This window comes from Phaeobacter sp. JH20_08 (genome assembly GCF_048056635.1).
GTDB lineage: Bacteria > Pseudomonadota > Alphaproteobacteria > Rhodobacterales > Rhodobacteraceae > Phaeobacter > Phaeobacter bryozoorum.
In genome coordinates, this window is the sequence record NZ_JAYMVV010000005.1 from 50970 (window position 1) to 73887 (window position 22918).

Annotated in this window: 22 protein-coding genes; 19 read left to right on the forward strand and 3 right to left on the reverse strand. The window is 60.0% G+C overall.

Annotated elements, in window-relative coordinates; all coding sequences use genetic code 11:
- Positions 1 to 25: 25 nt before the first annotated feature.
- A complete protein-coding gene (locus VWY75_RS02295) occupies positions 26 to 1039 on the reverse strand; it encodes a LacI family DNA-binding transcriptional regulator (protein WP_416537147.1) in 1014 nt (337 codons plus the stop codon).
- Positions 1040 to 1303: 264 nt separating this feature from the next.
- Between VWY75_RS02295 and VWY75_RS02300 the strand changes: the two genes are divergently transcribed.
- From VWY75_RS02300 to VWY75_RS02340, 9 genes are all read left to right on the forward strand, one after another.
- The gene (locus tag VWY75_RS02300; RefSeq protein ID WP_416537321.1) at positions 1304 to 2605 is read left to right on the forward strand and encodes an extracellular solute-binding protein; all 1302 of its coding nucleotides are present in this window, start codon (positions 1304 to 1306) and stop codon (positions 2603 to 2605) included.
- A gap of 75 nt (positions 2606 to 2680) precedes the next feature.
- The gene (locus VWY75_RS02305) at positions 2681 to 3562 is read left to right on the forward strand and encodes an ABC transporter permease subunit (RefSeq protein ID WP_340544181.1); all 882 of its coding nucleotides are present in this window, start codon (positions 2681 to 2683) and stop codon (positions 3560 to 3562) included.
- Positions 3563 to 3572: 10 nt separating this feature from the next.
- Complete coding sequence (locus VWY75_RS02310) at positions 3573 to 4454, forward strand: ABC transporter permease subunit (RefSeq protein WP_416536387.1); 882 nt, start codon at positions 3573 to 3575, stop codon at positions 4452 to 4454.
- 12 nt (positions 4455 to 4466) lie between these two features.
- Positions 4467 to 5513 carry an ABC transporter ATP-binding protein gene (locus VWY75_RS02315; protein ID WP_416537148.1) on the forward strand — a complete coding sequence of 349 codons (1047 nt, stop codon included), beginning with the start codon at positions 4467 to 4469 and terminating at the stop codon, positions 5511 to 5513.
- Complete coding sequence (locus VWY75_RS02320) at positions 5510 to 6511, forward strand: endonuclease/exonuclease/phosphatase family protein (RefSeq protein ID WP_416537149.1); 1002 nt, start codon at positions 5510 to 5512, stop codon at positions 6509 to 6511. The genes VWY75_RS02315 and VWY75_RS02320 overlap by 4 nt, the downstream gene beginning before the upstream one ends.
- 138 nt (positions 6512 to 6649) lie before the next feature.
- The gene (locus tag VWY75_RS02325; protein ID WP_416603358.1) at positions 6650 to 7732 is read left to right on the forward strand and encodes a bifunctional transcriptional activator/DNA repair enzyme AdaA; all 1083 of its coding nucleotides are present in this window, start codon (positions 6650 to 6652) and stop codon (positions 7730 to 7732) included.
- A 108-nt stretch (positions 7733 to 7840) separates the two neighbouring features.
- The gene (gene gpmI / locus VWY75_RS02330; protein WP_416537151.1) at positions 7841 to 9361 is read left to right on the forward strand and encodes a 2,3-bisphosphoglycerate-independent phosphoglycerate mutase; all 1521 of its coding nucleotides are present in this window, start codon (positions 7841 to 7843) and stop codon (positions 9359 to 9361) included.
- Positions 9358 to 10542 carry a murein hydrolase activator EnvC family protein gene (locus VWY75_RS02335; protein WP_416537152.1) on the forward strand — a complete coding sequence of 395 codons (1185 nt, stop codon included), beginning with the start codon at positions 9358 to 9360 and terminating at the stop codon, positions 10540 to 10542. The genes gpmI and VWY75_RS02335 overlap by 4 nt, the downstream gene beginning before the upstream one ends.
- Before the next feature lie 3 nt (positions 10543 to 10545).
- Positions 10546 to 11892 carry a S41 family peptidase gene (locus VWY75_RS02340; protein WP_340544191.1) on the forward strand — a complete coding sequence of 449 codons (1347 nt, stop codon included), beginning with the start codon at positions 10546 to 10548 and terminating at the stop codon, positions 11890 to 11892.
- A gap of 107 nt (positions 11893 to 11999) precedes the next feature.
- Here the strand turns inward: VWY75_RS02340 and VWY75_RS02345 are convergent, their stop codons facing one another.
- Positions 12000 to 12872, reverse strand: a complete 873-nt coding sequence (locus tag VWY75_RS02345; protein ID WP_416537153.1) for a helix-turn-helix domain-containing protein — start codon at positions 12870 to 12872, stop codon at positions 12000 to 12002.
- Positions 12873 to 12962: 90 nt separating this feature from the next.
- Between VWY75_RS02345 and pobA the strand changes: the two genes are divergently transcribed.
- The gene (gene pobA, locus VWY75_RS02350) at positions 12963 to 14144 is read left to right on the forward strand and encodes a 4-hydroxybenzoate 3-monooxygenase (protein ID WP_416537154.1); all 1182 of its coding nucleotides are present in this window, start codon (positions 12963 to 12965) and stop codon (positions 14142 to 14144) included.
- Here pobA and VWY75_RS02355 read toward each other — a convergent pair.
- Positions 14141 to 14797 carry an NAD(P)-dependent oxidoreductase gene (locus VWY75_RS02355; protein WP_416537155.1) on the reverse strand — a complete coding sequence of 219 codons (657 nt, stop codon included), beginning with the start codon at positions 14795 to 14797 and terminating at the stop codon, positions 14141 to 14143. The two genes, pobA and VWY75_RS02355, sit on opposite strands and share 4 nt — an antisense overlap.
- A gap of 195 nt (positions 14798 to 14992) precedes the next feature.
- Here VWY75_RS02355 and VWY75_RS02360 point away from each other — a divergent pair, with 195 nt between their 5' ends.
- The 9 genes from VWY75_RS02360 (at position 14993) to moaD (ending at position 22917) form a co-directional block, all read left to right on the forward strand.
- Positions 14993 to 15922 carry an ABC transporter ATP-binding protein gene (locus VWY75_RS02360; RefSeq protein WP_340544196.1) on the forward strand — a complete coding sequence of 310 codons (930 nt, stop codon included), beginning with the start codon at positions 14993 to 14995 and terminating at the stop codon, positions 15920 to 15922.
- Complete coding sequence (locus VWY75_RS02365) at positions 15919 to 16680, forward strand: ABC transporter permease (RefSeq protein ID WP_340544197.1); 762 nt, start codon at positions 15919 to 15921, stop codon at positions 16678 to 16680. Before VWY75_RS02360 ends, VWY75_RS02365 begins: the two co-directional genes overlap by 4 nt.
- Positions 16681 to 16903: 223 nt before the next feature.
- Positions 16904 to 17701: a S49 family peptidase gene (locus VWY75_RS02370; RefSeq protein WP_340544198.1), complete on the forward strand. Its 798-nt coding sequence runs from the start codon at positions 16904 to 16906 to the stop codon at positions 17699 to 17701.
- Positions 17682 to 17879 (forward strand): hypothetical protein, encoded by a 198-nt coding sequence (locus VWY75_RS02375; RefSeq protein ID WP_340544199.1) that lies wholly within the window; start codon positions 17682 to 17684, stop codon positions 17877 to 17879. Before VWY75_RS02370 ends, VWY75_RS02375 begins: the two co-directional genes overlap by 20 nt.
- Positions 17876 to 18820, forward strand: a complete 945-nt coding sequence (locus VWY75_RS02380; protein WP_340544200.1) for a calcium/sodium antiporter — start codon at positions 17876 to 17878, stop codon at positions 18818 to 18820. The genes VWY75_RS02375 and VWY75_RS02380 overlap by 4 nt, the downstream gene beginning before the upstream one ends.
- A 35-nt stretch (positions 18821 to 18855) precedes the next feature.
- A complete protein-coding gene (locus tag VWY75_RS02385) occupies positions 18856 to 19632 on the forward strand; it encodes an SDR family oxidoreductase (RefSeq protein WP_416537156.1) in 777 nt (258 codons plus the stop codon).
- A gap of 314 nt (positions 19633 to 19946) precedes the next feature.
- Positions 19947 to 21836 carry an excinuclease ABC subunit UvrC gene (uvrC, locus tag VWY75_RS02390; protein WP_416537157.1) on the forward strand — a complete coding sequence of 630 codons (1890 nt, stop codon included), beginning with the start codon at positions 19947 to 19949 and terminating at the stop codon, positions 21834 to 21836.
- 164 nt (positions 21837 to 22000) lie between these two features.
- Positions 22001 to 22672, forward strand: a complete 672-nt coding sequence (gene pgsA / locus VWY75_RS02395) for a CDP-diacylglycerol--glycerol-3-phosphate 3-phosphatidyltransferase (protein WP_416537158.1) — start codon at positions 22001 to 22003, stop codon at positions 22670 to 22672.
- Complete coding sequence (gene moaD / locus VWY75_RS02400) at positions 22672 to 22917, forward strand: molybdopterin converting factor subunit 1 (RefSeq protein WP_416536399.1); 246 nt, start codon at positions 22672 to 22674, stop codon at positions 22915 to 22917. Before pgsA ends, moaD begins: the two co-directional genes overlap by 1 nt.
- Position 22918: the final 1 nt, after the last annotated feature.

Here is a 22918-nt window from a genome sequence, read left to right on the forward strand (position 1 = left end):
CAGCCTATCCGCTGTATGGACATGGTCAGTGGGTGTCGCGCAGGATCATTTCTGCGTCCAGCCTCACCGTTTCTTCGGGGGCCTGCGGGTAATCCAAGCGCCGCTCCAGGCAGCGCAATACGGCGGCAACCATGCCGTCAATAGGGTTTCGCAACGTGGTCAGTCGTATGGTCGGCCAACGGGCCATTTCGATGTCATCAAAACCGATCACCGAGACGTCGTTGGGAACCACCCGACCGGCATCCCGCAGCGCACCGAGTGCGCCGATGGCCATGGCATCATTGGCACAGAATATCCCATCGAAATCCGTCTGTTCCAGCAGATTGCGGGTGGCGAAATATCCACTCTCGGTGGTGTAGGTTCCGGTGATCTCCCCCGCCAGTGTGATGCCTTTGGCCGTCAACCCGGCAAGCAGTCCGCTGCGGCGTTCAGCGGTCGCGCCGAATTCCCCCGGACCGCCCACCATCGCAACCCGGCGACGGCCGCGTTGCGCAAACAGATCCGCCGCCATCTGTGCGGCTTCGTGGTTGCGCAGACAGATGTTGTCGACGCCCTCTGCTGCGATGATTCGGCCAGAGGCGATGACCGGGATATGCAGTTTGCTACAGAGTTCGACGATTTCGGTCGCAAGACTGCCGCTACGCAGGATCATCGCATCCAGCGGATAGCGGAGCACCTGGGTCACCGCATCGCGGGCATGGTCGCCACCACCGGCGATCACCACCGGCCATTTGCCCGCGGCATTCAGGCCGGCGATCAGGGCAGAGGTCGCCTCCTTGTCGTATTCATTGCGCATCTCACCGGCGAAAACCGCAACCAGATTGGAGCGCGCCCCCTGCAGACTGGCGGCCAGCGCATTGGGCTGGTAGCCGAGTTCATGTGCCGCCAGCAGGATCCGTTCACGTTTTTCTTGATCCAGATAGGCGCCCTCGGTGAAAGCCCGAGAAACAGCCGAACGCGAAACGCCAGCGATTTCAGCCACATCTGCGGCTGTCACCCGGGATTGGCGTTTACCGCCAGCTGACCCTTGTCGCTTCATCTGTCGTCCCTTTCGGGCGTGATGTTTTTTTTGTGAGACACCGAAACCCTTGACACAACCGTTACATAGCGCCCCTATATGAACACGTGTGCAGTTCTGGTGCAACGGACAAGCTCCTGGCAAAAGACACAGGGCGGAAAGACGCAGCGAGCCGCACAGGCCTAGGGGAGGCCATTTCAAAAAACACCATCGGTGGCCGTTTTCGGCTGCCTTGGACAATTGAATCGTTGGCCCGATTGGGCAACGGCAGACCGGAGACTGATGATGAAGCGTATTACGTTTACGACCGCTGCGACGCTGGCTTTTGCTGCAAACGCTGCGTTTGCCGAAACCGAGATCACCTGGTGGCACGCAATGGGTGGCGCGCTGGGCGACACCGTCAACCAGATCGCATCCGACTTCAACGCGAGCCAGGATGAGTACAAGATCACCCCGGTCTTCAAGGGCACCTATGAAGAGACCCTGACCGCAGGTATCGCTGCCTTCCGCGCAGGCGAACAGCCGAATGTGATGCAGGTGTTTGATGCTGGCGCCGCAACCGTGATCGGCGCCAAGGGCGCGACCATTCCGGTTCAGGATCTGCTGGCCAACAATGGTGTTGAATTCGACATCAATGATTACATCGCCGGCGTGCGCTATTTCTACGCCGACAGCGATGGCAAGATGATCGGCATGCCGTTCAACTCCTCCACGCCGATCATGTATTACAACATCCAGGCGCTGGAAAAAGCGGGCGTTACCGCGCCCAAGACCTGGGAAGAGTTCCAGACCGTCACTGCACCAGCGCTGAAAGAGGCAGGCTATACCGCCCTGTCGCAGTCACATCTGCCCTGGATCTTCACCGAGAATTTCCACTCGCGCCACAACCTGCCGTTTGCCACCAACAACAATGGCTATGATGGGGTCGACACCCAGATCCTGGTGAACAACGACGCGATCAAGGCACATTTCACAGCTGTCACCGACTGGCAGAAAAACGGCTACTTCGAATGGTTCGGCACAGGTTGGGGCGACAACCAGACGCCGTTTGAAGAAGGCAAGGTTGCGATGTGGCTGGGCTCCTCCGGCTCCTTCGGTGGTCTGAGCAAGAAAGACCTGCCGTTTGATTTCTCCGCGACCATGCTGCCCTATTGGGAAGCCGTGACAACAGAGCCGACGCAAACCTTCATCGGTGGCGCCTCGCTGTTTGCCATGGCGGGCCATGATGCCGAAGAAAACAAGGCAACTGCTGCGTTCTTCGACTTCCTGACCTCCGCCGAGGTTCAGTATTTCTGGCATAAAGAAACCGGCTATGTGCCGATCACCGAAGCCGCATATGAGATGGCAAAGGCGGACGGCCATTATGACCGCGCCCCTGCGGCCGAGGTCGGCATCCAGCAGCTGTCGCTGGCGGCTGGTGACAACACCAAGGGCTATCGCATGGGCTTCTACGTACAGATCCGTGACGTGATGAACCGCGAATACGGTCGCATCCTGACTGGTGAAACCTCGGTTGAAGACGCCTTCAAGGCGATTGAGTCCGAAGCCAACAACCTGCTGGCCCGTTTCGCCAAGACCCAAGGCTAATCGCGGGGAATTCCCCCTTACCTGTGACGGCCGCAGCCCCTGCGGCCGTCACGCATTACAACGAAGAGGCACACCGTGAAACGCGCCGGATTCTCGACCAAGTGGATGCCGATCCTGCTGCTGATGCCGCAGCTCGTCATTATCGCTATTTTCTTCTATTGGCCCGCCTGGCACGCAATCCAGTCGTCCTTTTACCTGCAGGATCCGTTCGGGTTTGGCTCTACCTTTGTCGGTCTGGAAAATTACACCGATCTTATGGGGAACAGTGAATATCGCCGCGTTGCGGTTTTCACGCTTGTATTTACGGTTTTGGTGACCTTCTTCTCGCTTGCGATTGCACTGTTGCTGGCGGTGAAGGCGGACAATGTCCTGCGCGGCGCACGCACCTATAGGACCCTTCTGATGTGGGTCTATGCGGTCGCCCCGCCGGTTGCCGGCTTCATTGGTCTGATCATGTTCGACCAGAGCTGGGGACCATTGACGCGGCTTGCCGGTTTCTTTGGCTGGGACTTTGTTCTGGGCGTGAACTTCAACGATACCGCAGCCGCCATGGTTCTGGTGTCGGTCTGGAAACAGATTCCGGTCAACTTCATCTTCTTCCTGTCTGGTTTGCAATCCATCCCGCGTTCCGTACGTGAGGCGGCTCTGATCGACAACGGATCGGCGACCAGCCGGTTCTGGGATGTGACGTTCCCGCTGCTTGCGCCGACGGGCTTCTTCCTCCTGATCATCAATATTACCTATGCCCTGTTCGACACCTTCGGAATTGTCGATACACTGGTGAAGGGCGAGCCGGGCAACAATCCGATGACCCTTGTTTACAAGGTTTATGTCGATGGTTTCCGTGGCAATGACCTTGGCGGTTCCTCGGCACAGTCGGTGATCCTGATGGTTCTTGTCCTCGCGCTTACGGTCTTCCAGTTCCGGCTGATTGACCGTCGGATCCACTATACCTGAGGGGGCTGACATGGCTGACCAAACACCCGTTCAAACGCCGCGCCGCTCCATCAACTGGGGGGCCGTTGGCGACCACACCGTTCTGATCCTCGGCTCGCTCTTCATGCTGGTGCCGCTGATCATGGTGGTGATGACCACAACCGTGCCGGATGTGGATATCATCAAATACGGACCGCAGCTGAAGATCGGCGACCAGTTCGACGAGAACTTCAACAAGGCGATGTTCGAGGCCTCCGGCTTTTCCGGGGCCAACACCGGCACGCGGATGCTGTTCAACTCCTTTGTTCTCGGCATCGGCTTTGCGCTTGGGAAGATCCTGATTGCGATGATGGCGGCCTATGCCATCGTTTATTTCCGCCTGCGGTTTGCCACGCTGGCATTCTGGGTGATCTTCACCACGCTGCTGCTGCCGCTGGAGGTCCGTATTCTGCCGTCCTATGAGGTGGTGCAGCAGCTGGGCATGCTCAACACCTACCAGGGTCTGATCATCCCGTTGATTGCGTCTGCAACCGCAACCTTCTTCTTCCGCCAGTTTTTCCGGTCTGTGCCGGAAGAGCTGGTCGAGGCTGCGCGCATTGATGGGGCTGGGCCGGTGAAGTTCTTCATCGATATTCTGGTGCCGCTGTCGCGGACCATGATTGCGGCCATGTTCATCATCATGTTTGTCTTTGGCTGGAACCAGTATCTCTGGCCCACCATGATCACCACCGAAGAGGACATGTATACGCTGGTGCGGGGGATCAAACAGATCACCCAGACCCTCGAAGGCACCAATGTCCCCGAATTCGGTCGCGCAAATCTTCTCGCCGTGATCGCCATCCTGCCGCCCGTGGCAGTCGTCATTTTCTTCCAAAGCTGGTTCGTCAAGGGCCTGACGGAATCCGATAAGTAAGGACTTCAAATAATGGCTCAGGTTTCCCTGAATTCTGTACGCAAGGTCTACCCCAATGGGGTCGAGGCCGTCACTTCCTCCAGCTTCAAGATCGAGGATGGCGAATTCGTCGTCCTGGTCGGCCCATCGGGCTGCGGCAAATCCACGTTGCTGCGCATGATTGCCGGTCTGGAGGATATCACCGAAGGCACGCTGGAAATCGGCGACCGGGTGGTCAACAATGTCGATCCGGCGGATCGCGATATCGCGATGGTGTTCCAGAACTACGCGCTCTATCCGCATATGACGGTGCGCAAGAACATCGCCTATGGCCTGAAGAACCGCAAAACCCCCGAGGCTGAGATCAAGCAGAAGGTGGCCGAGGCCGCCAAGATGTTGAACCTTGAGGAATATCTGGACCGCAAACCCTCGCAGCTGTCCGGCGGCCAGCGCCAGCGGGTTGCCATGGGGCGCGCCATCGTGCGCGATCCGGCGCTGTTCCTGTTTGACGAACCTCTGTCGAACCTTGATGCCAAGCTGCGCAACCAGATGCGGATTGAGATCAAGGCCCTGCAACGCCGTCTGGGCGTCACCTCGATCTACGTGACCCACGATCAGGTTGAGGCGATGACCATGGCGGATCGCATCATTGTCCTGAACGGTGGCCGGATCGAACAGATTGGCACCCCGTCTGAGATCTATCACAATCCGGCGTCTGTCTTTGTCGCCTCCTTCATGGGCGCGCCACCGATGAACCTGGTTGATGCCACGATCTCCGATGGTCAGGTCACCCTGCCGGATGGTGTGGCGATGGGGGCACTGGATGGCGCTGCATCAGGTGCCGTCAAGCTCGGCATCCGCCCCGAGGATGTGCAGCTGGTCAGCGAAGGTGGTATTTCGATCAACGTTGAACTGATCGAAGAACTGGGCGCACATCGCCTGCTGCATGGCCAGCTCGGCGGGCAGCCGTTCACAATCCACGTCCTGAAGGACATTCCGGTTGAACCCGGACCCCATCAGATCTCGGTGGATCCGGCGGCGATCTGCCTGTTTGACGCAGAAAGCGGCAAACGCAGATGACCGAGGTTCTGGACAGTCTGCCGCCGGTTTCCCCCGAGATGCAGGCCCGGATCAAGGCAGCGCCGCGCACTGCAGCGGCGCACCGCGCGCTCATGGCAGAGGTGCCGGCGATGGCCGCCTTGCAAGGCGGTGGTAAGGGTCATCTGGAGGCGCTGGCCTCCTCGGTGTCGGTTGTGGCCTGGAACGTCGAGCGCTGCCTTTTTCCTGAGGATACCGCCGGCCACATCCTCCCGCTGGCGCCGCAGGTTGTCCTGCTGTCAGAGGTCGACCATGGCATGGCGCGTACCGGTCAGCGCCACACCACCGAGGAGATGGCTGCCGCACTCGACATGGCTTATGTCTTTGGTGTGGAATTTCACGAGCTGGATCTGGGTGGGCCTACCGAACAGGCGTTTTGCACCGATGATTTCAATCTGTTCGGCTGGCACGGCAATGCCATCCTGTCGGCGGTCCCGCCGGAACGGGTGACGCTGATCCGGTTGGATGATCACGGGCATTGGTTCGCCTCGCATGAGGTGCCGGCTGACCCGGACCAGCCGCGCCTTGGTGGCCGCATGGCGATTGCCGCGGTTCTACCGACTGAGGCTGGACCGATCTGCGTGGTTTCCACCCATCTGGAGAGCAACGCCGACGCAGCCCATAGGCATCAGCAGTTTGACAGGCTGCTCCGCGCCATCGACGCATTTGCGCCGGATATGCCGGTACTGATTGGCGGTGATCTGAATACAGGCAATCACCTGCCGCCTGATTTCGACTGGCAGCGCGAGACGCTGTTCGATCTGGCCCGTTTCCACGGCTACGACTGGAGCGCGACCCCGGATGGTGTCACCACCCGCCCCAGTCTCATCACGCCGCATCCTGATCGGCAGATGAAGCTAGACTGGTTCTGCACCCGCGATATGCGCGCGACCGAGAGCCGGTTGCTGTCTTCGGTTGATCAGAATGGTCGCCCGCTGTCTGATCATGATGCCGTTTGGTGCCGCGTCGCGCTCGATTGATGCCGACACTGGCCTGATCCATTGACCGGGCGGCATGTGTCCGGCCGGTCAAGGCCCTGAGGTGCTATACGCCCGCGGTATTAAAATACACGCCTGATTATCGGCGGCAGGTCTGCTGTCGCGTGATAAACAGGGCGCATGTTGTTTGATCTTCCTGACCACGAAGCGCTCTATCAGACGCTGCTGAACCGCGATGACCGCTATGACGGGCAGGCCTATGTCTGCGTGGCCACGACCGGCATCTTCTGTCGCCTGACCTGTCCGGCACGCAAGCCCAAGCGGGAGAACTGCCAGTTCTTCGGCAGCGTCGGCGAATGTATCGAAGCCGGGTTCCGGGCCTGCAAACGATGTCACCCGCTGCGCCCGATGGCAGAGGCCGATCCGGCAGTGGCCAGCCTGTTGGCCGCCTTGGATCAACGCCCGGAGCACCGCTGGAGCGAGGGCGATATCCTCCGCATGGGTCTTGATCTCTCGACGGTCAGGCGCAGCTTCAAGCGGCAGTTCGGCATGACCTTTCTTGAGATGGCGCGCCAGCGCCGTCTTCGCGAAGGCTTCACCGTGCTGTCAGACGGCGGCAAGGTCATTGAGGCACAGTTGGATGCGCAATTCGACTCTCCCAGTGCGTTTCGTGCGGCCTTTGCCCGGTTGCTGGGCAGGGCGCCCGGCAGCCTGACCCGCGAAGGCCTTTTGCTGGCCGATTGGATCCCGACACCGCTCGGCGACATGATCGCAGTCAGCAGCCGGACTGAGTTGCACCTGCTGGAATTTGTGGAGCGCAAGGCGCTGAAGGGCGAGCTGGACAAGCTGCAAAAGGCGGTGAAGGGCGATCTTGGTATTGGTCCGACACCACCCGGAGAGCAGATCCGTGCGGAACTGGATGCGTTCTTTGCCGGGATCTCCGCCCGGTTTGAAACGCCGCTGGCCTATCACGGGACACCTTTCATGCAGCAGGTCTGGGATGCCCTACGCCAGATCCCGCCCGGCGTGACGCGTAGCTACTCGGAGATCGCGCGCCAGATCGGACGTCCAGAGGCGACCCGCGCTGTTGCACGCGCCAATGGTGCCAATCAGATCGCGCTGGTGGTGCCCTGTCACCGGGTGGTCGGGGCTGATGGGTCGCTGACCGGTTACGGCGGCGGTCTTTGGCGCAAACAGCGCCTGCTGGATATCGAGCGGCAGTATCGCGCGCCCGTCCGGCATACCGCCAGATCCTGCAAGTAAGGGCGGGAAAGGGCGCCCGGATGCCCAGCAAAGGCCTATCGGCGGTTTCCCAAGCCCCGGCAAATCTGTAGAAGGCGGTAACGCCACTCAGAGCCGGAGCCTGAAACCATGTCGACGCCCAAACCTGTTGTTCTGTGTATCCTTGATGGCTGGGGTAGCGCCGATCCGGGAACCGCCAACGCGCCCTATCTGGCCAAGACGCCGACGCTGGACGAGATTGCGAAGACATGCCCGACAGCACGGTTGATCACGCATGGGCCGGACGTCGGCTTGCCGACCGGGCAGATGGGGAACTCCGAGGTGGGGCATACCAATATCGGTGCTGGTCGCGTGGTGGCGATGGATCTGGGCCAGATTGATCTCGCAATCGAGGATGGCTCATTCTTTGACAATGACGCGCTGCAAGCCTTCATTGCGAAGATGAAGCAGACCGGCGGCACGGCCCATCTGATGGGGCTGGTTTCGGACGGTGGCGTGCACGGCCATATCACCCATATCATTGCGGCGGTAAAGGCGATCCGCGATGCCGACGTCTCTGTCTGGCTGCATGTGATGACGGATGGCCGCGACGTGGCCCCGAAATCTGCTGCCGGTTTCGTCGCTGCCCTGCAATCGGAACTGGCGGCTGGCGCGCGCATCGCAACAGTGACAGGCCGTTACTACGCCATGGACCGCGACAATCGCTGGGAGCGGGTCAGCCAGGCTTATGACGCAATGATCCATGCCAAAGGCCAGCACCGGGCAGCGACAGCGGAGGCTGCTATTGAGGCCAGCTATACCCGCGAGGAGTTCGACGAGTTCATCAAGGCGACAGTGATCGAGGGCTATGATGGTGTGAAAGATGGCGACGGCCTGTTCTGCCTGAATTTCCGCGCCGACCGCGCCCGCGAGATCCTGCGTGCGATTGGCGAGCCGAGCTTTGATGCTTTTGACACCGGCGCACGCCCGGATCTTGCGGCGCTGCTTGGCATGGTGGAATACTCCGAAGGCCACAACAGCTATATGCAGACCGTGTTTCCCAAACGGGCCATCGTCAACACCCTGGGGGCATGGGTGGCAAAACAGGGCAAACGCCAGTTCCGTTTGGCCGAGACCGAAAAATACCCGCATGTGACCTTCTTTCTCAACGGTGGCAAAGAGGATCCCGAGGACGGCGAAGATCGCGCGATGCCGAAATCGCCGCAGGTGGCGACCTATGATTTGCAGCCGGAGATGTCGGCGCCAGAGGTGACGGAGCGCTTTATCGAGGCTATCGAAGCGGGGTATGACCTGATTGTCACCAATTATGCGAACCCGGATATGGTGGGCCATACCGGTGATCTCGACGCTGCGATCAAGGCCTGTGAGGCCGTGGATCAGGGTCTTGGCAAGGTCGTGGCCGCGCTGACGGCGGCGGGCGGCGTCATGCTGGTCACCGCCGATCACGGCAATTGCGAGGTGATGGTGGACCCCGAAACAGGCGGGCCGCACACCGCCCATACCACCAATCTTGTGCCAGTCGCGCTGGTTGGTGGGCCGACAGGCGCAAAGCTGCGCAACGGTCGGCTCGCGGATCTGGCCCCAACCGTGCTGGAGCTGATGGACCTTGCGAAACCGGATGAAATGACTGGAGAGAGCCTGCTCGTATGAGGCCTGCGTTTGGCATCACTGGACTGTCGGTAATCCGGCGCGCCCTGCTGATATCGGCGGCGTCGCTTGTCCTGCCGATCCTGGCCGGGACTGCGGCGGCCGCGGATAATCCCGCCGCTGCCGCGCAGCAGGCCGCCAACCAGCTGGAAGCCGCGACGCTGGCCTTGCAGGACGCCGAAAGCGCGCGAGACCGGGTTGCCGCGCTGACAGAGACGGTGCGTGCCTATGAGGCGGGTCTTGCTGCGATGCGCGATGGGCTGCGTCGTGTGGCGCAGCGCGAGGGCCAGCTGGCGGCCCAGCTGAAGGCACGCGAGGACGATGTGGCGGATCTTCTCGGCGTGTTGCAGACCATTGAAACCTCGCCGCCGCCGGTGTTGATGCTGCACCCCTCAGGCCCGCTTGGCGCGGCGCGCTCCGCCATGACACTGGCAGAGGTGACACCGGCGCTTCAATCGCGCGCAACCGCACTGCGTCGCGACCTTGAGGAGGTCCAGACCTTGCGCCTGTTGCAGCAGAACGCGGCGAATACGTTGCAGGAGGGGCTTAACGGTGTGCAGGAGGCGAGGGCGCAATTGTCTGCCGCTATCGCCGACCGGACCGACCTGCCGCGCCGCTTTACCCAGGACCCGGTGCGGACGGCTATTTTGATTTCATCCACTGAAACCCTCAGCGGATTTGCCAGCGGGCTTGCTGAAATCGCCGAAGGCGAGATTGCAACGACAGACGCTGATATCAGCGCCCTGCGGGGTGAGTTGTCGATCCCGGTCGAAGGGCTGGTTCTGCGCGGCTACGGCGAGAAAGACGCCGCAGGCATCGCCCGGCCCGGCTGGCTTGTTGCGGCACGTCCGCGCGCGCTGGTGGTCTCTCCCACGGCGGCAACGATCCGCTATCAGGGGCCGCTTCTGGATCTTGGCAATGTGGTCATTCTTGAACCACAGCCGGAGACACTGTTTGTACTCTCCGGGTTGACTGAGGTTTACGGCACCATGGGCGAGGTCATCCCGGCAGGAACCCCGGTTGGCCTGATGGGGGGCAAAAGCCCCGAAATCGGTGCCATTTTGTCACTAAGCGGTGAAGGGGCTGGAACTGACCGCACAGAAACGCTCTATATAGAAGTGAGAATGGACAACAGTCCGGTGGACCCCGAAACCTGGTTCCGCACCGACAAGGATGGAAATTAGTTCATGAGAAAATTTGCGATGGCCGCGGTGGGCGGCACGCTGGCAGGAATCCTTGCCACCACCTATGTAGCTGAGCCGCTTCTGGCTCAGGAAGGCAGCAGAGAGGCCAGCGTCTATGAACAGCTGGATCTTTTTGGCGACATCTTTGAACGCATCCGCGTGCAATATGTCGAAGACGTCGATGAGACCGAGCTGATCGAAGCCGCCATTGGCGGAATGCTGGCCTCGCTGGATCCGCATTCCAGCTATCTGTCGCCCGACGATGCCACCAAGATGCGGGTGCAGACCCGTGGTGAATTCGGCGGTCTCGGGATCGAGGTCACGCAGGAAGAGGGCTTTGTCAAAGTTGTCTCTCCGATCGATGGAACACCGGCGGATGAAGCCGGGATCGAGGCCGGTGATTTCATCACCCATGTGGATGGCGAAAGTGTTCTTGGCCTTTCGCTGGACGATGCGGTTGAGCTGATGCGGGGGCCGGTTGGTTCCGAAATCATCATCACCGTTGTGCGCGAAGGCGAGGCGGAGCCGTTTGACGTCTCGATCATCCGCGACACGATCAAGCTGACAGCGGTGCGGGCGCGGACCGAAGACGACACGGTCGTGCTGCGACTGACCACATTCAACGATCAGACCACGCCGAACCTGGAAGCCGGGCTGAAAAAACAGCTCGAAGAAGCCGGTGGTATGGATAACGTCAACGGGATCGTGCTGGACCTGCGCAACAACCCCGGTGGCCTTCTGACACAGGCGATCAAGGTGGCCGACAGCTTCCTCGACAGCGGTGAGATCGTCTCGACCCGCGGTCGTAACCCCGAGGACGGCGAGCGGTTTAACGCTACGCCGGGCGACCTTGTGGACGGCAAACCGATTGTGGTGCTGATCAACGGTGGATCGGCGTCTGCATCGGAAATCGTTGCAGGTGCCCTTCAGGACCATCGCCGCGCGATCGTGGTCGGCACCAAATCCTTTGGCAAAGGGTCTGTGCAGACGGTGATGCCGCTGAAAGGGGAGGGTGCAATGCGCTTGACCACGGCGCGCTATTACACACCCTCCGGGCGCTCCATTCAGGCCCTGGGTGTCTCACCCGATATCGTCGTGGAACAGCCTCGACGCACCCCGGATACCGAGGAGGAGGACGAGAAGGCCTCCGCAGCACGCCGGACCCGTTCGGAGGCCGACCTGCGCGGACGTCTGAACAATGATAGCCTTTCCGAGGATGAAATCCGCCAGATCGAAGAAGACCGCGCCAAGGCCGAGGCCGCTGCCGAACGTCGCGAAGAGGATTATCAGCTGGCCTATGCCATCGACATTCTGAAAGGCTTGTCGAAGCTGGGGCCGGAGCAGCAGTAAACACCACCTCGCAGATATGACCCATGATAACCGCCCCGGACCTGTTCCGGGGCGGTTTCAGTTTGACCAGCTCGGTCGCAAATGGGGTTTGGCCAGGGCGGGGCGGCTCACGCGCGGGGCGGTTTTCCCGCAATGATATCGCGACGAAACCGGCGTGGGGGCAGCCCGGTGCCCCGGGTAAAGACGCGGCTGAAATGTGCCGGGTCCGAATAGCCCAGCTCGTAGGCGATTTCTGCCGCACTCAGCGCGGTATAGATCAAAAGTCGCCGTGCCTCGCGCAGCATCCGCTCACTGATAAGTTGCGAGGCTGGCTGACCGGTAGCCTGATGGCAGATCCGATTGAGGTGTGTTGTCGAAACGGCAAGTTCGCGCGCATAGTCGCTCACTTGACGCCGTTTGCGGAAATCCCGGTTCACCAGTGTTTCGAACCGCGCAAACAGCTGGTGCGCCTTGGGGCTCGCGTTGCGATATCGCAAGGCGCCGATAGACTGCGCGACAGTGCCGGTAAGCGCGCCGACAAGCCCGCGCAGGATCTGGCGGCGTGCAAATCCATCGGTTTCATAGGCGTCCCGGATACTCTCGACAAGGCGCTCCAGAGGTGCATCCAGCGGGGTGATGGTTGCGCGGTCTAGCGTGGTCAGGACATCGGGAATGTCATCAAGTACCTGATCAATAAGGTCTGATGTCAGGGTCAACACCCAGCCGCAGGTGTCACTGTTAAAGCGGAAGCCATGCACCGCACTGCGTGGCACGTTGATCACGCAAGGCGGTGTCAACTGTTGAACGATGCCATCCAGGGTAGCCTCACCGCTGCCCCGCATCAGCACGATCAGTTGGTGAAGCCGCGCGTGGCGGTGTGGTTTCAAAGCCCAATCATGCAGCGAGGAACGCGCCTCGATGCTCTCGATATGCAGAAGGTCTGCCAGCTCCCCATGCTCTCCAAACAGGGAGTAGGTATTGATAGCGCATTTTTCGCTCATGTGCGAAATATACAAGAAATCGGCGGTAGGGTCTATTCGCAACCCTGCCTTCTCCGGGCAAGATAAAGATGCGAACAGGAGAGAACCGGAATGCCGAACCAGACAACACAGGTGGTCATTGTAGGGGGCGGCCCGTCTGGCTTGTTGCTCTCGCAACTGCTGCACCGGGCCGGTATCGACACGATTGTGCTTGAGCGTCAGACCCGCGACTATGTGCTTGGTCGCATTCGTGCCGGTGTGTTGGAACATGGGTTTGTGGACCTGATGCGCCGGGCAGGAGCCAATGCGCGTATGGACCGCGAAGGCGTGGTTCATCACGGATTTCACATTGCTCATCAGGGTCGTCTGGACCGGATCGACCTTTCGGGCAGAACCGCCGGTCAAACCGTCATGGTCTATGGCCAGACCGAGGTCACGCGCGACCTCTACGACGCCCGCGATGCCATGGGCGGGCAGATCATTCACGAAGCGATGAATGTCGCCCTTCATGATATCCAGTCGGATCAACCCTATGTCACCTATGAGTTGCAGGGCGAAACCCGCCGGATCGATACCAAGTTCATCGTCGGGGCGGATGGGTTTCATGGCGTCAGCCGTCGCTCAATTCCAGCGGATGTGCTGCGTGAATATGAGAAGGTCTACCCTTTTGGCTGGCTTGGCGTGCTCTCACAGACGCCGCCCGCAACGGCTGAGCTGATCTATGCCCGCCATGAACGCGGATTTGCCCTGTGCTCGATGCGCAATGCACAGTTGAGCCGTTACTACATTCAGGTGCCGCTGACCGACCGTGTCGAGGATTGGAGCGATGCGCAATTCTGGGAGGAGTTGAAGAGGCGCTTGCCTGCGGATGTTGCAGACAGTCTGAAAACCGGCCCCTCGATTGAGAAATCCATCGCCCCGCTGCGCAGCTTCGTCGCAGAGCCGATGCGCTACGGCGCGCTGTTTCTGGCAGGCGATGCGGCGCATATCGTGCCGCCCACCGGGGCCAAGGGGCTGAACCTAGCGGCATCTGATATCTACTATCTGTTCGAGGGGCTGTCGGATCATTTCCAGCGCGGCGATGACGGCGCGCTGGACAGCTATTCAGAGCGCGCACTGGCGCGGATCTGGAAGGCGGAGCGCTTCAGCTGGTGGATGACCAACCTGCTGCATCGGTTCCCCGACATGTCGCCGGCGGATGTACGATTGCAACAGGCCGATCTCGACTATCTGTTTTCCTCCGATGCGGCCCAGGCCTCTCTGGCGGAAAACTATGTCGGCCTGCCTTATTAGGCTCTACCCCAGGCCACTGTCAGCCGTTTATCCGGCCGGTGGTCCTGTTCCGCCAGATCCATAAGCGCACCGCCGAAATCGGCAAAGGAAATCTGTGACTGGCCTTCGTGATCGGTGACCAGAGTGTCGGTTCCCCAAGCGTACCGCCCCTTGCGCGGTCCCTCTTGCAGCATCGCTGGCGGGCGCAGGCAGGTCCAATCCACATCCGGTGTGGAATCCAGTAACTGATCCTGCGCAGCGCAGGCTTCCGCGATCGGGCGCACCGCTTCGGGCAGAAAACCAGGTGCGCTCAGCACGGTCTCGCCGCTGCCATCTGCAAGCTTCAACAGAGCGGCGCCACCGGTGATGAGGGCAGGGATGCCGGCGGAGCGGGCGGCATTCAGGACCGCCCTGGTCAGATCCACCAGCAATGCATCCTGCCCGGGCAGCGGGCGGAGGGCGCTGATAATGATCTGGTGTTGCCGGGCCAGCCCCGCCAGCTGGTCTGCACTGGACAGAACATCCAGCGCAACGGCGGTGACCCGGGCGTCGCCGCTATGGCCTGACCGTTCCGGATGACGGGCGACGGCGGTCACGGTATGGCCGCGTTCGATGGCCTGTTGCAGGGTCGCACCCCCGACATCGCCGGTCGCCCCAAAGAGAAGAATATCCATTTCAAACCTTTTATCTTGATATCAAGATAGTGGGTATTGATTATTTACCTTCACGTCAAGATATTTGGTGCAGTGCAAAAACGCACAAAATATTGCGCGCAGGCAAACATTTGGCCTGCATTCCACGCTGGCGATCCGATGACCTGGACGCTAATGTGCACTGAACTGATCAGTTTACTTTTAAGGGAGGCAGCAATGTCAGCCATCCTATCTATCCGTGATTTGGAAAAGACATACGAAGGCGGGTTTCAGGCGCTCAAAGGGGTCTCGCTCGAGATCGAGAAGGGGGAGATCCTCGCCCTTCTGGGGCCGAATGGCGCAGGTAAGACGACGCTGATTTCGACCGTTTGCGGCATCACCACCCCCAGCTCTGGGAAGGTGTCGGTGGGCGGTCACGACATCATCGAAGACTTTCGGGCCGCGCGCAGCCTGATCGGGCTGGTGCCGCAGGAGATCAACCTTGAGCCGTTTGAGACGGTGTGGAATTCGATCAAGTTTTCGCGGGGGCTTTTTGGCAAGCCGCGCAATGATGCGCTGCTTGAGGATATTCTCCGCAAGCTGTCGCTCTGGGACAAACGCAAGAGCCAGATCAAGGAATTGTCCGGCGGCATGAAGCGCCGTGTGCTGATCGCCAAGGCGCTCAGCCACGAGCCGCGCATCCTGTTTCTGGATGAACCGACTGCCGGGGTGGACGTGGAGTTGCGCAAGGATATGTGGGACGTCGTGGCAGAGCTAAAACGCGGCGGTGTCACCATCATCCTGACCACCCACTACATTGAAGAAGCCGAAGCCATCGCGGATCGGGTCGGAGTCATCACCAACGGAGAGATCCTGCTGGTCGAGGACAAGGACAAGCTGATGGCGCAGCTTGGCAAGAAGCAGCTGGAGGTGCAGCTGACAGAACCGCTAACAGCCGTGCCGGAAGGTCTCAGCGGCTATGGTGTGACCCTGACAGAAGATGGCCGAGGCCTGATCTATTCCTATGACACCAACGCTGAGCGGACCGGCATCACTGCCCTGCTGAACGACGTGGCTACCGCGGGTCTGACGCTGGCGGATGTGCAGACCCGGCAATCCAGCCTCGAGGACATATTCGTCGGGCTGGTCTCAGGAGAACCGACATGAATTGGACTGCAATCGCCTCCATTTACCGCTTTGAAATGGCGCGATTTTTTCGCACCCTGATGCAGAGCTTCCTGTCGCCGGTGCTGTCAACCTCGCTTTACTTCGTGGTGTTTGGTGCCGCCATCGGTAGCCGGATCGACCAGGTCGAAGGCGTGCCTTACGGTGCCTTCATCGTGCCGGGTCTGATCATGCTCAGCGTGATGACGCAAGCCACCTCCAATGCCTCTTTCGGGATCTATTTCCCAAAGTTCATCGGCACTATATACGAGCTGCTATCGGCGCCAGTGAACTTCCTTGAGATCGTGATCGGCTATGTCGGCGCCGCCGCCACCAAGGCCCTGTTTATCGGTGTGGTGATCCTGCTGACGGCCTCGCTCTTTGTCGATCTGACCATTGCGCATCCGCTCGCCATGGTGCTGTTCATGGTGCTGACCTGCGTCAGCTTTGCGCTGCTGGGATTCATTATCGGGGTCTGGGCGAAAAACTTTGAACAGCTGCAATTGGTGCCGCTGCTGATTGTCACGCCTCTGGTCTTCTTGGGCGGGTCTTTTTATTCGATTTCGATGCTGCCGCCGATCTGGCAGAAAATCACCCTGTTCAACCCGGTGGTTTATCTGATTTCCGGCTTTCGCTGGTCCTTCTTCGGAACCTCTGACGTGCCGGTCGGGCTCAGCCTTCTGGCCATCGGCGGCTTTACCGCGCTTTGCCTGGCGGTGATCTGGTGGATCTTCAAAACCGGCTGGCGGATCCGCGCCTGACCCTGAGTAACCGCGCGGCAGAATAGGGCCATAACCCGCCCGCCGCGCGGCTTTGGGGCAGCCGCAACATCGCTGCCCCAAGGGAAGGTAAGCCCGGTTAATTCCGCACGTATGTGGCGAACGTTGCAATTTTACCCAAGGTGCGCGGCTTTTTTGCTGCTGCTTTCGCCTCGTTCCGGTGCCATCCCTTGTTTCAGGGCAGTCGGCATTCTACATCGGCGCCATGAACCTGAGATTGCCTTTCTTGAACAAGCCTCCGCTGGTTGCTGTTGTGCGCCTCAATGGCGCCATTGGCATGGCCGGTCGCGGTGCGCTGAATGATGCCACTCTTGGACCGGTGTTGGAGCGCGCCTTTCGAAAGGGAAAGCCGGCAGCGGTCGCCTTTGAAATCAATTCGCCCGGCGGTTCGCCGGTGCAAAGCGCCCTGATTGGTGCCCGCATTCGTCGCCTCTCCGAAGAACTGAAGGTTCCCACTATCGCTTTCGTCGAAGATGTCGCCGCGTCCGGGGGCTATTGGCTGGCCGCCTCGGCGGATGAGATCTGGGCCGACGAAAGCTCGATCCTCGGATCGATTGGGGTGATATCGGCTGGCTTCGGCGCCCATGTCTTTCTGGCCCGCCAGGGTGTCGAACGGCGGGTCTATACCGCTGGCCGCAGCAAATCGATGCTCGATCCCTTCCGCCCGGAAAACGCTGAGGACGTGAAGCGTCTGAAGCAGCTTCTGGGGGACATCCACGACAATTTCATCGCCCATGTCAAAGATCGCCGCGGCGATAAACTGGACACCAGCGAAGATCTCTACACCGGTGAAATCTGGCTGGGACGACGTGCGGTCTCGCTGGGGCTGATTGATGGCATCGGCCATCTGCGCCCCAAGATGCAGGCCCGTTTCGGCGACAAGGTGCGGTTCCGCCGCTATGGTATCAAAAAACCCCTGTTGGGCCGGATCGGTATGCAGATGGCGCAGGATGCGCTGAACGGTATCGAGGAACGCGCTGAATATGCGCGGTTTGGCCTCTGACGTGATTTTCAAAATCGTTTCCCTGTTTCTTGTGGTGATGGCTGTGCTGGCGATGTTCGGCAAGCTGCGGATGCCCGGGCAAAAGCGCCTGGCCTCGCGGCGCTGCGCCAGCTGCGGACGCTTCAAGATCGGAAAAGGCCCCTGTGCCTGCAAAAAGAATGGAGGGCCTCGGCAATGATGCCATGGCTGTTATCTGGACTTGGGCTGGTCATCCTGCTGTTGGCAGGGGATGCGCTGGTACGGGGTGCGGTGAACCTCAGCCTGCGGATCGGCGTGCCCGCATTGATCGTCAGCCTGACCATCGTTGCCTTTGGCACCTCGGCGCCTGAGATGCTGATCTCCATCCGGGCTGTCGGAGACAATGCGGACGGCATCGCTCTTGGCAACGTTGTTGGCTCGAACACGGCAAATATCCTCATGGTTCTCGGCATCCCGGCGCTGATGCGATCGCTTCACACCAGCGAATGCGATACCCGCAAGAACTATGTGTTCATGTTGATCGCATCGGTACTGTTCATTGCGCTGGCGTTTTACGGAACCTTCACGGTCTGGTCTGGCCTTATCCTGCTGGGCGCGCTGTCGGTTGTTCTGGGCGTGGCCTTCCGCGAGGCGCGCGCCCATCGCCGCAACGGCAAGGATAGTGACCTCGACGAGATTGATGAGGCGGATCCCGATATGCCCTATTGGCGGATCGGCATCTACCTGTTCCTCGGATTGGTCGGATTGCCGCTGGGGGCCGATCTGCTGGTCGACAACGCGTCGATCATCGCGCGGACCTATGGCGTTACCGAAACGGTGATCGGTCTCACGCTGGTGGCCATAGGCACCTCGTTGCCGGAGCTGGCAACCACCGTCATGGCTGCACTGCGTCGGCAGGCGGATGTGGCACTGGGCAATGTGATCGGCTCCAACATGTTCAACCTGCTGGCAATTGTCGGCGTTGCCACCTTTGTCGGCCCGATCAGCGTTGATCCCTCCTTTCTGCGGGTGGATCTCTGGGTGATGCTGGCCTCATCGCTGCTGCTGGTGCCGTTTGTTTTTCTCAAAATGGACATCACCCGCACCTGGGGTGTGATTTTATCGGCGGTTTATGTGGTCTACCTAGTGCAGCTGTTCTAACTCATTGCCAAACAGGCAGATGAGGAGAGAGCAAGATGCGGGCATTGGTAACCGGCGCGGGCAAGCGACTTGGCCGCGCGATGGCACTTGAATTGGCTGCGAGCGGCTATGACGTCGCCGTTCACTACGCCAGTTCCGCAGATGCGGCGGAACGCACGGCGGAAGAGATCCGCGCCATGGGGCGCATGGCTGTTACCCTGCAGGCCGATCTTCTGCAGGAGTCGGCGACAGCCGCCCTGCTGCCCGCCGCCGCAGAGGCCCTGGGCGGTCCGATCACCTGCCTTGTGAACAACGCGTCAATCTTTGAGCACGACAGCCTGGAGACGGCGACCCGCAGCAGCTGGGATCGTCACATGGACAGCAATCTGCGCGCGCCGTTCATTCTGACACAGCAGCTGGCCGCGCAGGACCTGCCCCAGCAGATGGACGATGAGGGGCGACCGCTGGCTTCTGCCGCTGTCATCAATCTGATCGATCAGCGTGTGCGCAAGCTTACACCGGAGTTCATGACATATACGCTGGCGAAATCCGCCCTCTGGACGTTGACGCGGACCAGCGCACAGGCGCTCGCCCCGCGCATCCGGGTAAACGGGATCGGTCCCGGCCCAACGCTGAAAGGCCCGCGTCAGAGCGAGAGCCAATTTGCCCGTCAATGTGCAAATACACCGTTGCAGCGCGGCGCTGACCCGGCCGATATCCGCGCGGCTCTGGCCTATCTCCTGCGCGCACCCTCGGTCACCGGGCAGCTGATCTGCATCGACAGCGGTCAGCATCTCAGCTGGGAAACACCCGACGTTGTGGGGTTGGAATAAGGGGCTCTGCGGCCTGGTTCAAAAGTGGTAGCGGCGAAGTTGTGCACGTAGCGTCAACGCGTCGTAAATCCGTTACAAAATTCCTTTTGGAATCATAAACTTGTCAGCAATTGGAAAATTTTACGATTGAAATCAATAACTTATGATATTGCCTAATTATTAGGCAAACGCTGGAAATCAGCCGAATATAAGGAAAAATCGCGGATAGCCATAAGATACTACCAGACTTATCCACAGCATCGGTGGATTTGTTCGCTGTTGATCCCGATGCGCTAACATTGCAGACCAGCCCCGGGAATCATAGATCTCGAAACATGACAGACCATCAGCCCGACACCCCATCCGAAACGGCATCTTCCCCGGCATTGACGGGGTATGCCGTGATTCAGGAGTACCTGAAGACACTGGACCACTCGCCCGGTGTTTATCGGATGCTGGATAGCGAAAGCCGCGTGCTCTATGTCGGCAAGGCGCGCAATCTACGGGCGCGGGTGTCGAATTACTCTCGTCCCGGCCATTCGCCGCGGATTGAACGAATGATTGCGGCGACCGCTTCGATGATGTTCCTGACAACCCGGACCGAAACCGAGGCGCTGCTGCTGGAGCAGAACCTGATCAAGCAGCTGAAGCCAAAATACAATGTGCTGCTGCGCGACGACAAAAGCTTTCCGAACATTCTGGTGGCAAAGGATCATGCCTTTCCCCAGATCAAGAAACACCGTGGTGCCCGGCGTGAGAAAGGTAGCTACTTTGGACCTTTCGCCAGTGCGGGCGCCGTAAACCGGACGCTCAATCAGCTGCAAAAGGCATTTCTGCTGCGCAATTGCAGCAATGCCATGTTCGAAAGCCGCACCCGCCCGTGTCTGCAATATCAGATCAAGCGCTGTACTGCGCCCTGCACCGGTGAGATATCGGCCGAGGATTATGCCGCATCCGTACGGGACGCCGAACGTTTTCTGTCCGGTCGCTCGACCAAGATCCAGGAGGAACTCGCCGAGCAGATGACCGCAGCATCCGAGGCCATGGAGTTTGAGCGCGCCGCTGCCCTGCGCGACCGGATCAAGGCGCTCACTCAGGTGCAGACGTCCCAGGGCATCAACCCCCGTGGTGTGGCAGAGGCCGATGTGATCGGCCTGCATCTCGACAGCGGACAGGCCTGCGTGCAGGTGTTCTTCATCCGCGCCAATCAGAACTGGGGCAATCAGGATTTCTATCCCCGCACCAGCGGCGATGTCTCCCCGGCGGAGGTGATGGAAGCCTTTATCGGCCAGTTCTATGACAATAAGGAACCGCCCCGGCAGCTGATCCTGTCGGATGAGATCGAGAACTGCGACCTGATGGAACAGGCGCTCAGCGACAAGGCCGGGCGTCGCGTCGAAATTCTGGTGCCACAGCGCGGGGAAAAGACGGAACTGGTCGCCGGTGCTGTGCGCAATGCTCGCGAATCTCTGGCCCGCCGCATGGCCGAACGCGCGACGCAGGCGAAACTGTTGCGCGGCGTGGCCGAAGCCTTCGGCCTTGATGGGCCACCCCAGCGGATCGAAGTCTACGACAACTCGCATATTCAGGGCAGCCATGCCGTCGGCGGCATGATTGTCGCAGGTCCCGAGGGTTTCATGAAAAACGCTTATCGCAAGTTCAACATCAGAGGTGACGAACTGACCCCCGGCGATGACTTCGGCATGATGAAAGAGGTGCTGAACCGACGTTTCTCACGCCTGCTGAAAGAAGATCCCGACCGTGACAAAGGTCTTTGGCCGGATCTATTGCTGATCGACGGTGGCGCCGGTCAGGTCAGCGCCGTTGCCGAGATCATGGCCCGCCACGGCGTCGAAGACATCCCGATGATCGGCGTCGCCAAGGGGGTTGATCGCGATCACGGCAAGGAAGAGTTTCACCGTCTCGGCGAAGCGCCCTTTGCTTTGCAGCGCAATGACCCCGTGCTTTATTTCGTGCAGCGGATGCGGGATGAGGCGCACCGCTTTGCCATCGGGACCCATCGTGCCAAACGGGCGAAAGCCATCGGCGCGACCCCACTGGATGAGGTGCCGGGGGTTGGTGCCGCGCGCAAACGCGCCTTGCTCACCCATTTTGGCAGCGCAAAGGCGGTGAGCCGGGCCAACCTGTCGGACCTGAAAGCGGTCGAGGGGGTCTCGGCAGCGCTGGCGCAGCGGATCTATGATTACTTTCACGGGCAGGAGTAGCCACGTAAACCGGCCGTCCGGTGCTATCGGCGCCTAGTCATTCGTTGGGCCGGGCAAGGTCCTGACTTATTGGTCAAAAAACAGCCTCGTAGATGTGACCATTCGCGACGGAAAATTCATCTGTTCCGCTTTCCACCCGTGAAACTGCGGGCTAGTGTGCAGCCATGAAATGGACTGTTCCCAATATCCTCACCCTCCTGCGACTGGTGGCAGCCCCGGGGCTCGCGATCATGTTCCTCTATTTTTCGCGCCCCTATGCCGATTGGTTTGCGCTGATCCTATTTGTCAGCGCGGCCATCACCGACTGGTTTGATGGCTATCTGGCACGCTCCTGGGGGCAGGAGACCAAGATGGGCGCGATGCTGGACCCGATTGCCGACAAGGCAATGGTGGTGATCGCGCTGATGATCCTGGTTGGATATGCTGCCGAGCATTGGACACCCTGGCTGGTCCTGCCTGCAACGGTGATCCTGTTTCGCGAAGTCTTCGTCTCGGGCCTGCGCGAATTTCTTGGAGATACGGCTGGCACGCTCAAGGTGACGTCACTGGCGAAATGGAAAACCACGGCGCAGATGATCGCGATCGCCACCTTGTTTTCGCAAGGGATCTTTGAACACTATCTGGTCATGTCCTCCTTTGGCATGGATCAGGTGATTGTGGATCAGATCATGATGGGGGAGATCAGCGACGAATTCGGCCTGCGCTGGAAGTTCGAGGGCATGATCTGGACCGGCCGACTCGGGTTGTGGCTGCTTTGGATCGCGGCCGCGCTGACCCTGATCACCGGCGCTGACTACATGCGCAAGGCACTGCCACATCTGAAGGAGACCCGCTGATGGATATCCTCTATTTCGCCTGGGTTCGCGAACGTATCGGCCTGCCGAAGGAAAAGATCGAGACAACTGCCGGCACCGTGCGCGAGCTGGTGGGCGAGCTGAGCGCCCGGGATCCGCGCTATGCGGCCGCATTTGCCGACCTGTCGGCGCTTCGTGTGGCGCTGGATCAGGACCTCTCGGATTTCGATGCCCCGTTGGAGGGCGTGCGCGAAGTGGCGTTCTTCCCGCCGATGACCGGAGGCTGAG

Coding starts and splice junctions, on each gene's coding strand:
- VWY75_RS02295 (WP_416537147.1), bottom strand. CDS start 1,039: ATGAAGCGACAAGGGTCAGCTGGCGGTAAACGCCAATCCCGGGTGACA.
- VWY75_RS02300 (WP_416537321.1), top strand. CDS start 1,304: ATGAAGCGTATTACGTTTACGACCGCTGCGACGCTGGCTTTTGCTGCA.
- VWY75_RS02310 (WP_416536387.1), top strand. CDS start 3,573: ATGGCTGACCAAACACCCGTTCAAACGCCGCGCCGCTCCATCAACTGG.
- VWY75_RS02315 (WP_416537148.1), top strand. CDS start 4,467: ATGGCTCAGGTTTCCCTGAATTCTGTACGCAAGGTCTACCCCAATGGG.
- VWY75_RS02320 (WP_416537149.1), top strand. CDS start 5,510: ATGACCGAGGTTCTGGACAGTCTGCCGCCGGTTTCCCCCGAGATGCAG.
- VWY75_RS02325 (WP_416603358.1), top strand. CDS start 6,650: ATGTTGTTTGATCTTCCTGACCACGAAGCGCTCTATCAGACGCTGCTG.
- gpmI (WP_416537151.1), top strand. CDS start 7,841: ATGTCGACGCCCAAACCTGTTGTTCTGTGTATCCTTGATGGCTGGGGT.
- VWY75_RS02335 (WP_416537152.1), top strand. CDS start 9,358: ATGAGGCCTGCGTTTGGCATCACTGGACTGTCGGTAATCCGGCGCGCC.
- VWY75_RS02340 (WP_340544191.1), top strand. CDS start 10,546: ATGAGAAAATTTGCGATGGCCGCGGTGGGCGGCACGCTGGCAGGAATC.
- VWY75_RS02345 (WP_416537153.1), bottom strand. CDS start 12,872: ATGAGCGAAAAATGCGCTATCAATACCTACTCCCTGTTTGGAGAGCAT.
- pobA (WP_416537154.1), top strand. CDS start 12,963: ATGCCGAACCAGACAACACAGGTGGTCATTGTAGGGGGCGGCCCGTCT.
- VWY75_RS02355 (WP_416537155.1), bottom strand. CDS start 14,797: ATGGATATTCTTCTCTTTGGGGCGACCGGCGATGTCGGGGGTGCGACC.
- VWY75_RS02360 (WP_340544196.1), top strand. CDS start 14,993: ATGTCAGCCATCCTATCTATCCGTGATTTGGAAAAGACATACGAAGGC.
- VWY75_RS02365 (WP_340544197.1), top strand. CDS start 15,919: ATGAATTGGACTGCAATCGCCTCCATTTACCGCTTTGAAATGGCGCGA.
- VWY75_RS02370 (WP_340544198.1), top strand. CDS start 16,904: ATGAACCTGAGATTGCCTTTCTTGAACAAGCCTCCGCTGGTTGCTGTT.
- VWY75_RS02375 (WP_340544199.1), top strand. CDS start 17,682: ATGCGCGGTTTGGCCTCTGACGTGATTTTCAAAATCGTTTCCCTGTTT.
- VWY75_RS02380 (WP_340544200.1), top strand. CDS start 17,876: ATGATGCCATGGCTGTTATCTGGACTTGGGCTGGTCATCCTGCTGTTG.
- VWY75_RS02385 (WP_416537156.1), top strand. CDS start 18,856: ATGCGGGCATTGGTAACCGGCGCGGGCAAGCGACTTGGCCGCGCGATG.
- uvrC (WP_416537157.1), top strand. CDS start 19,947: ATGACAGACCATCAGCCCGACACCCCATCCGAAACGGCATCTTCCCCG.
- pgsA (WP_416537158.1), top strand. CDS start 22,001: ATGAAATGGACTGTTCCCAATATCCTCACCCTCCTGCGACTGGTGGCA.
- moaD (WP_416536399.1), top strand. CDS start 22,672: ATGGATATCCTCTATTTCGCCTGGGTTCGCGAACGTATCGGCCTGCCG.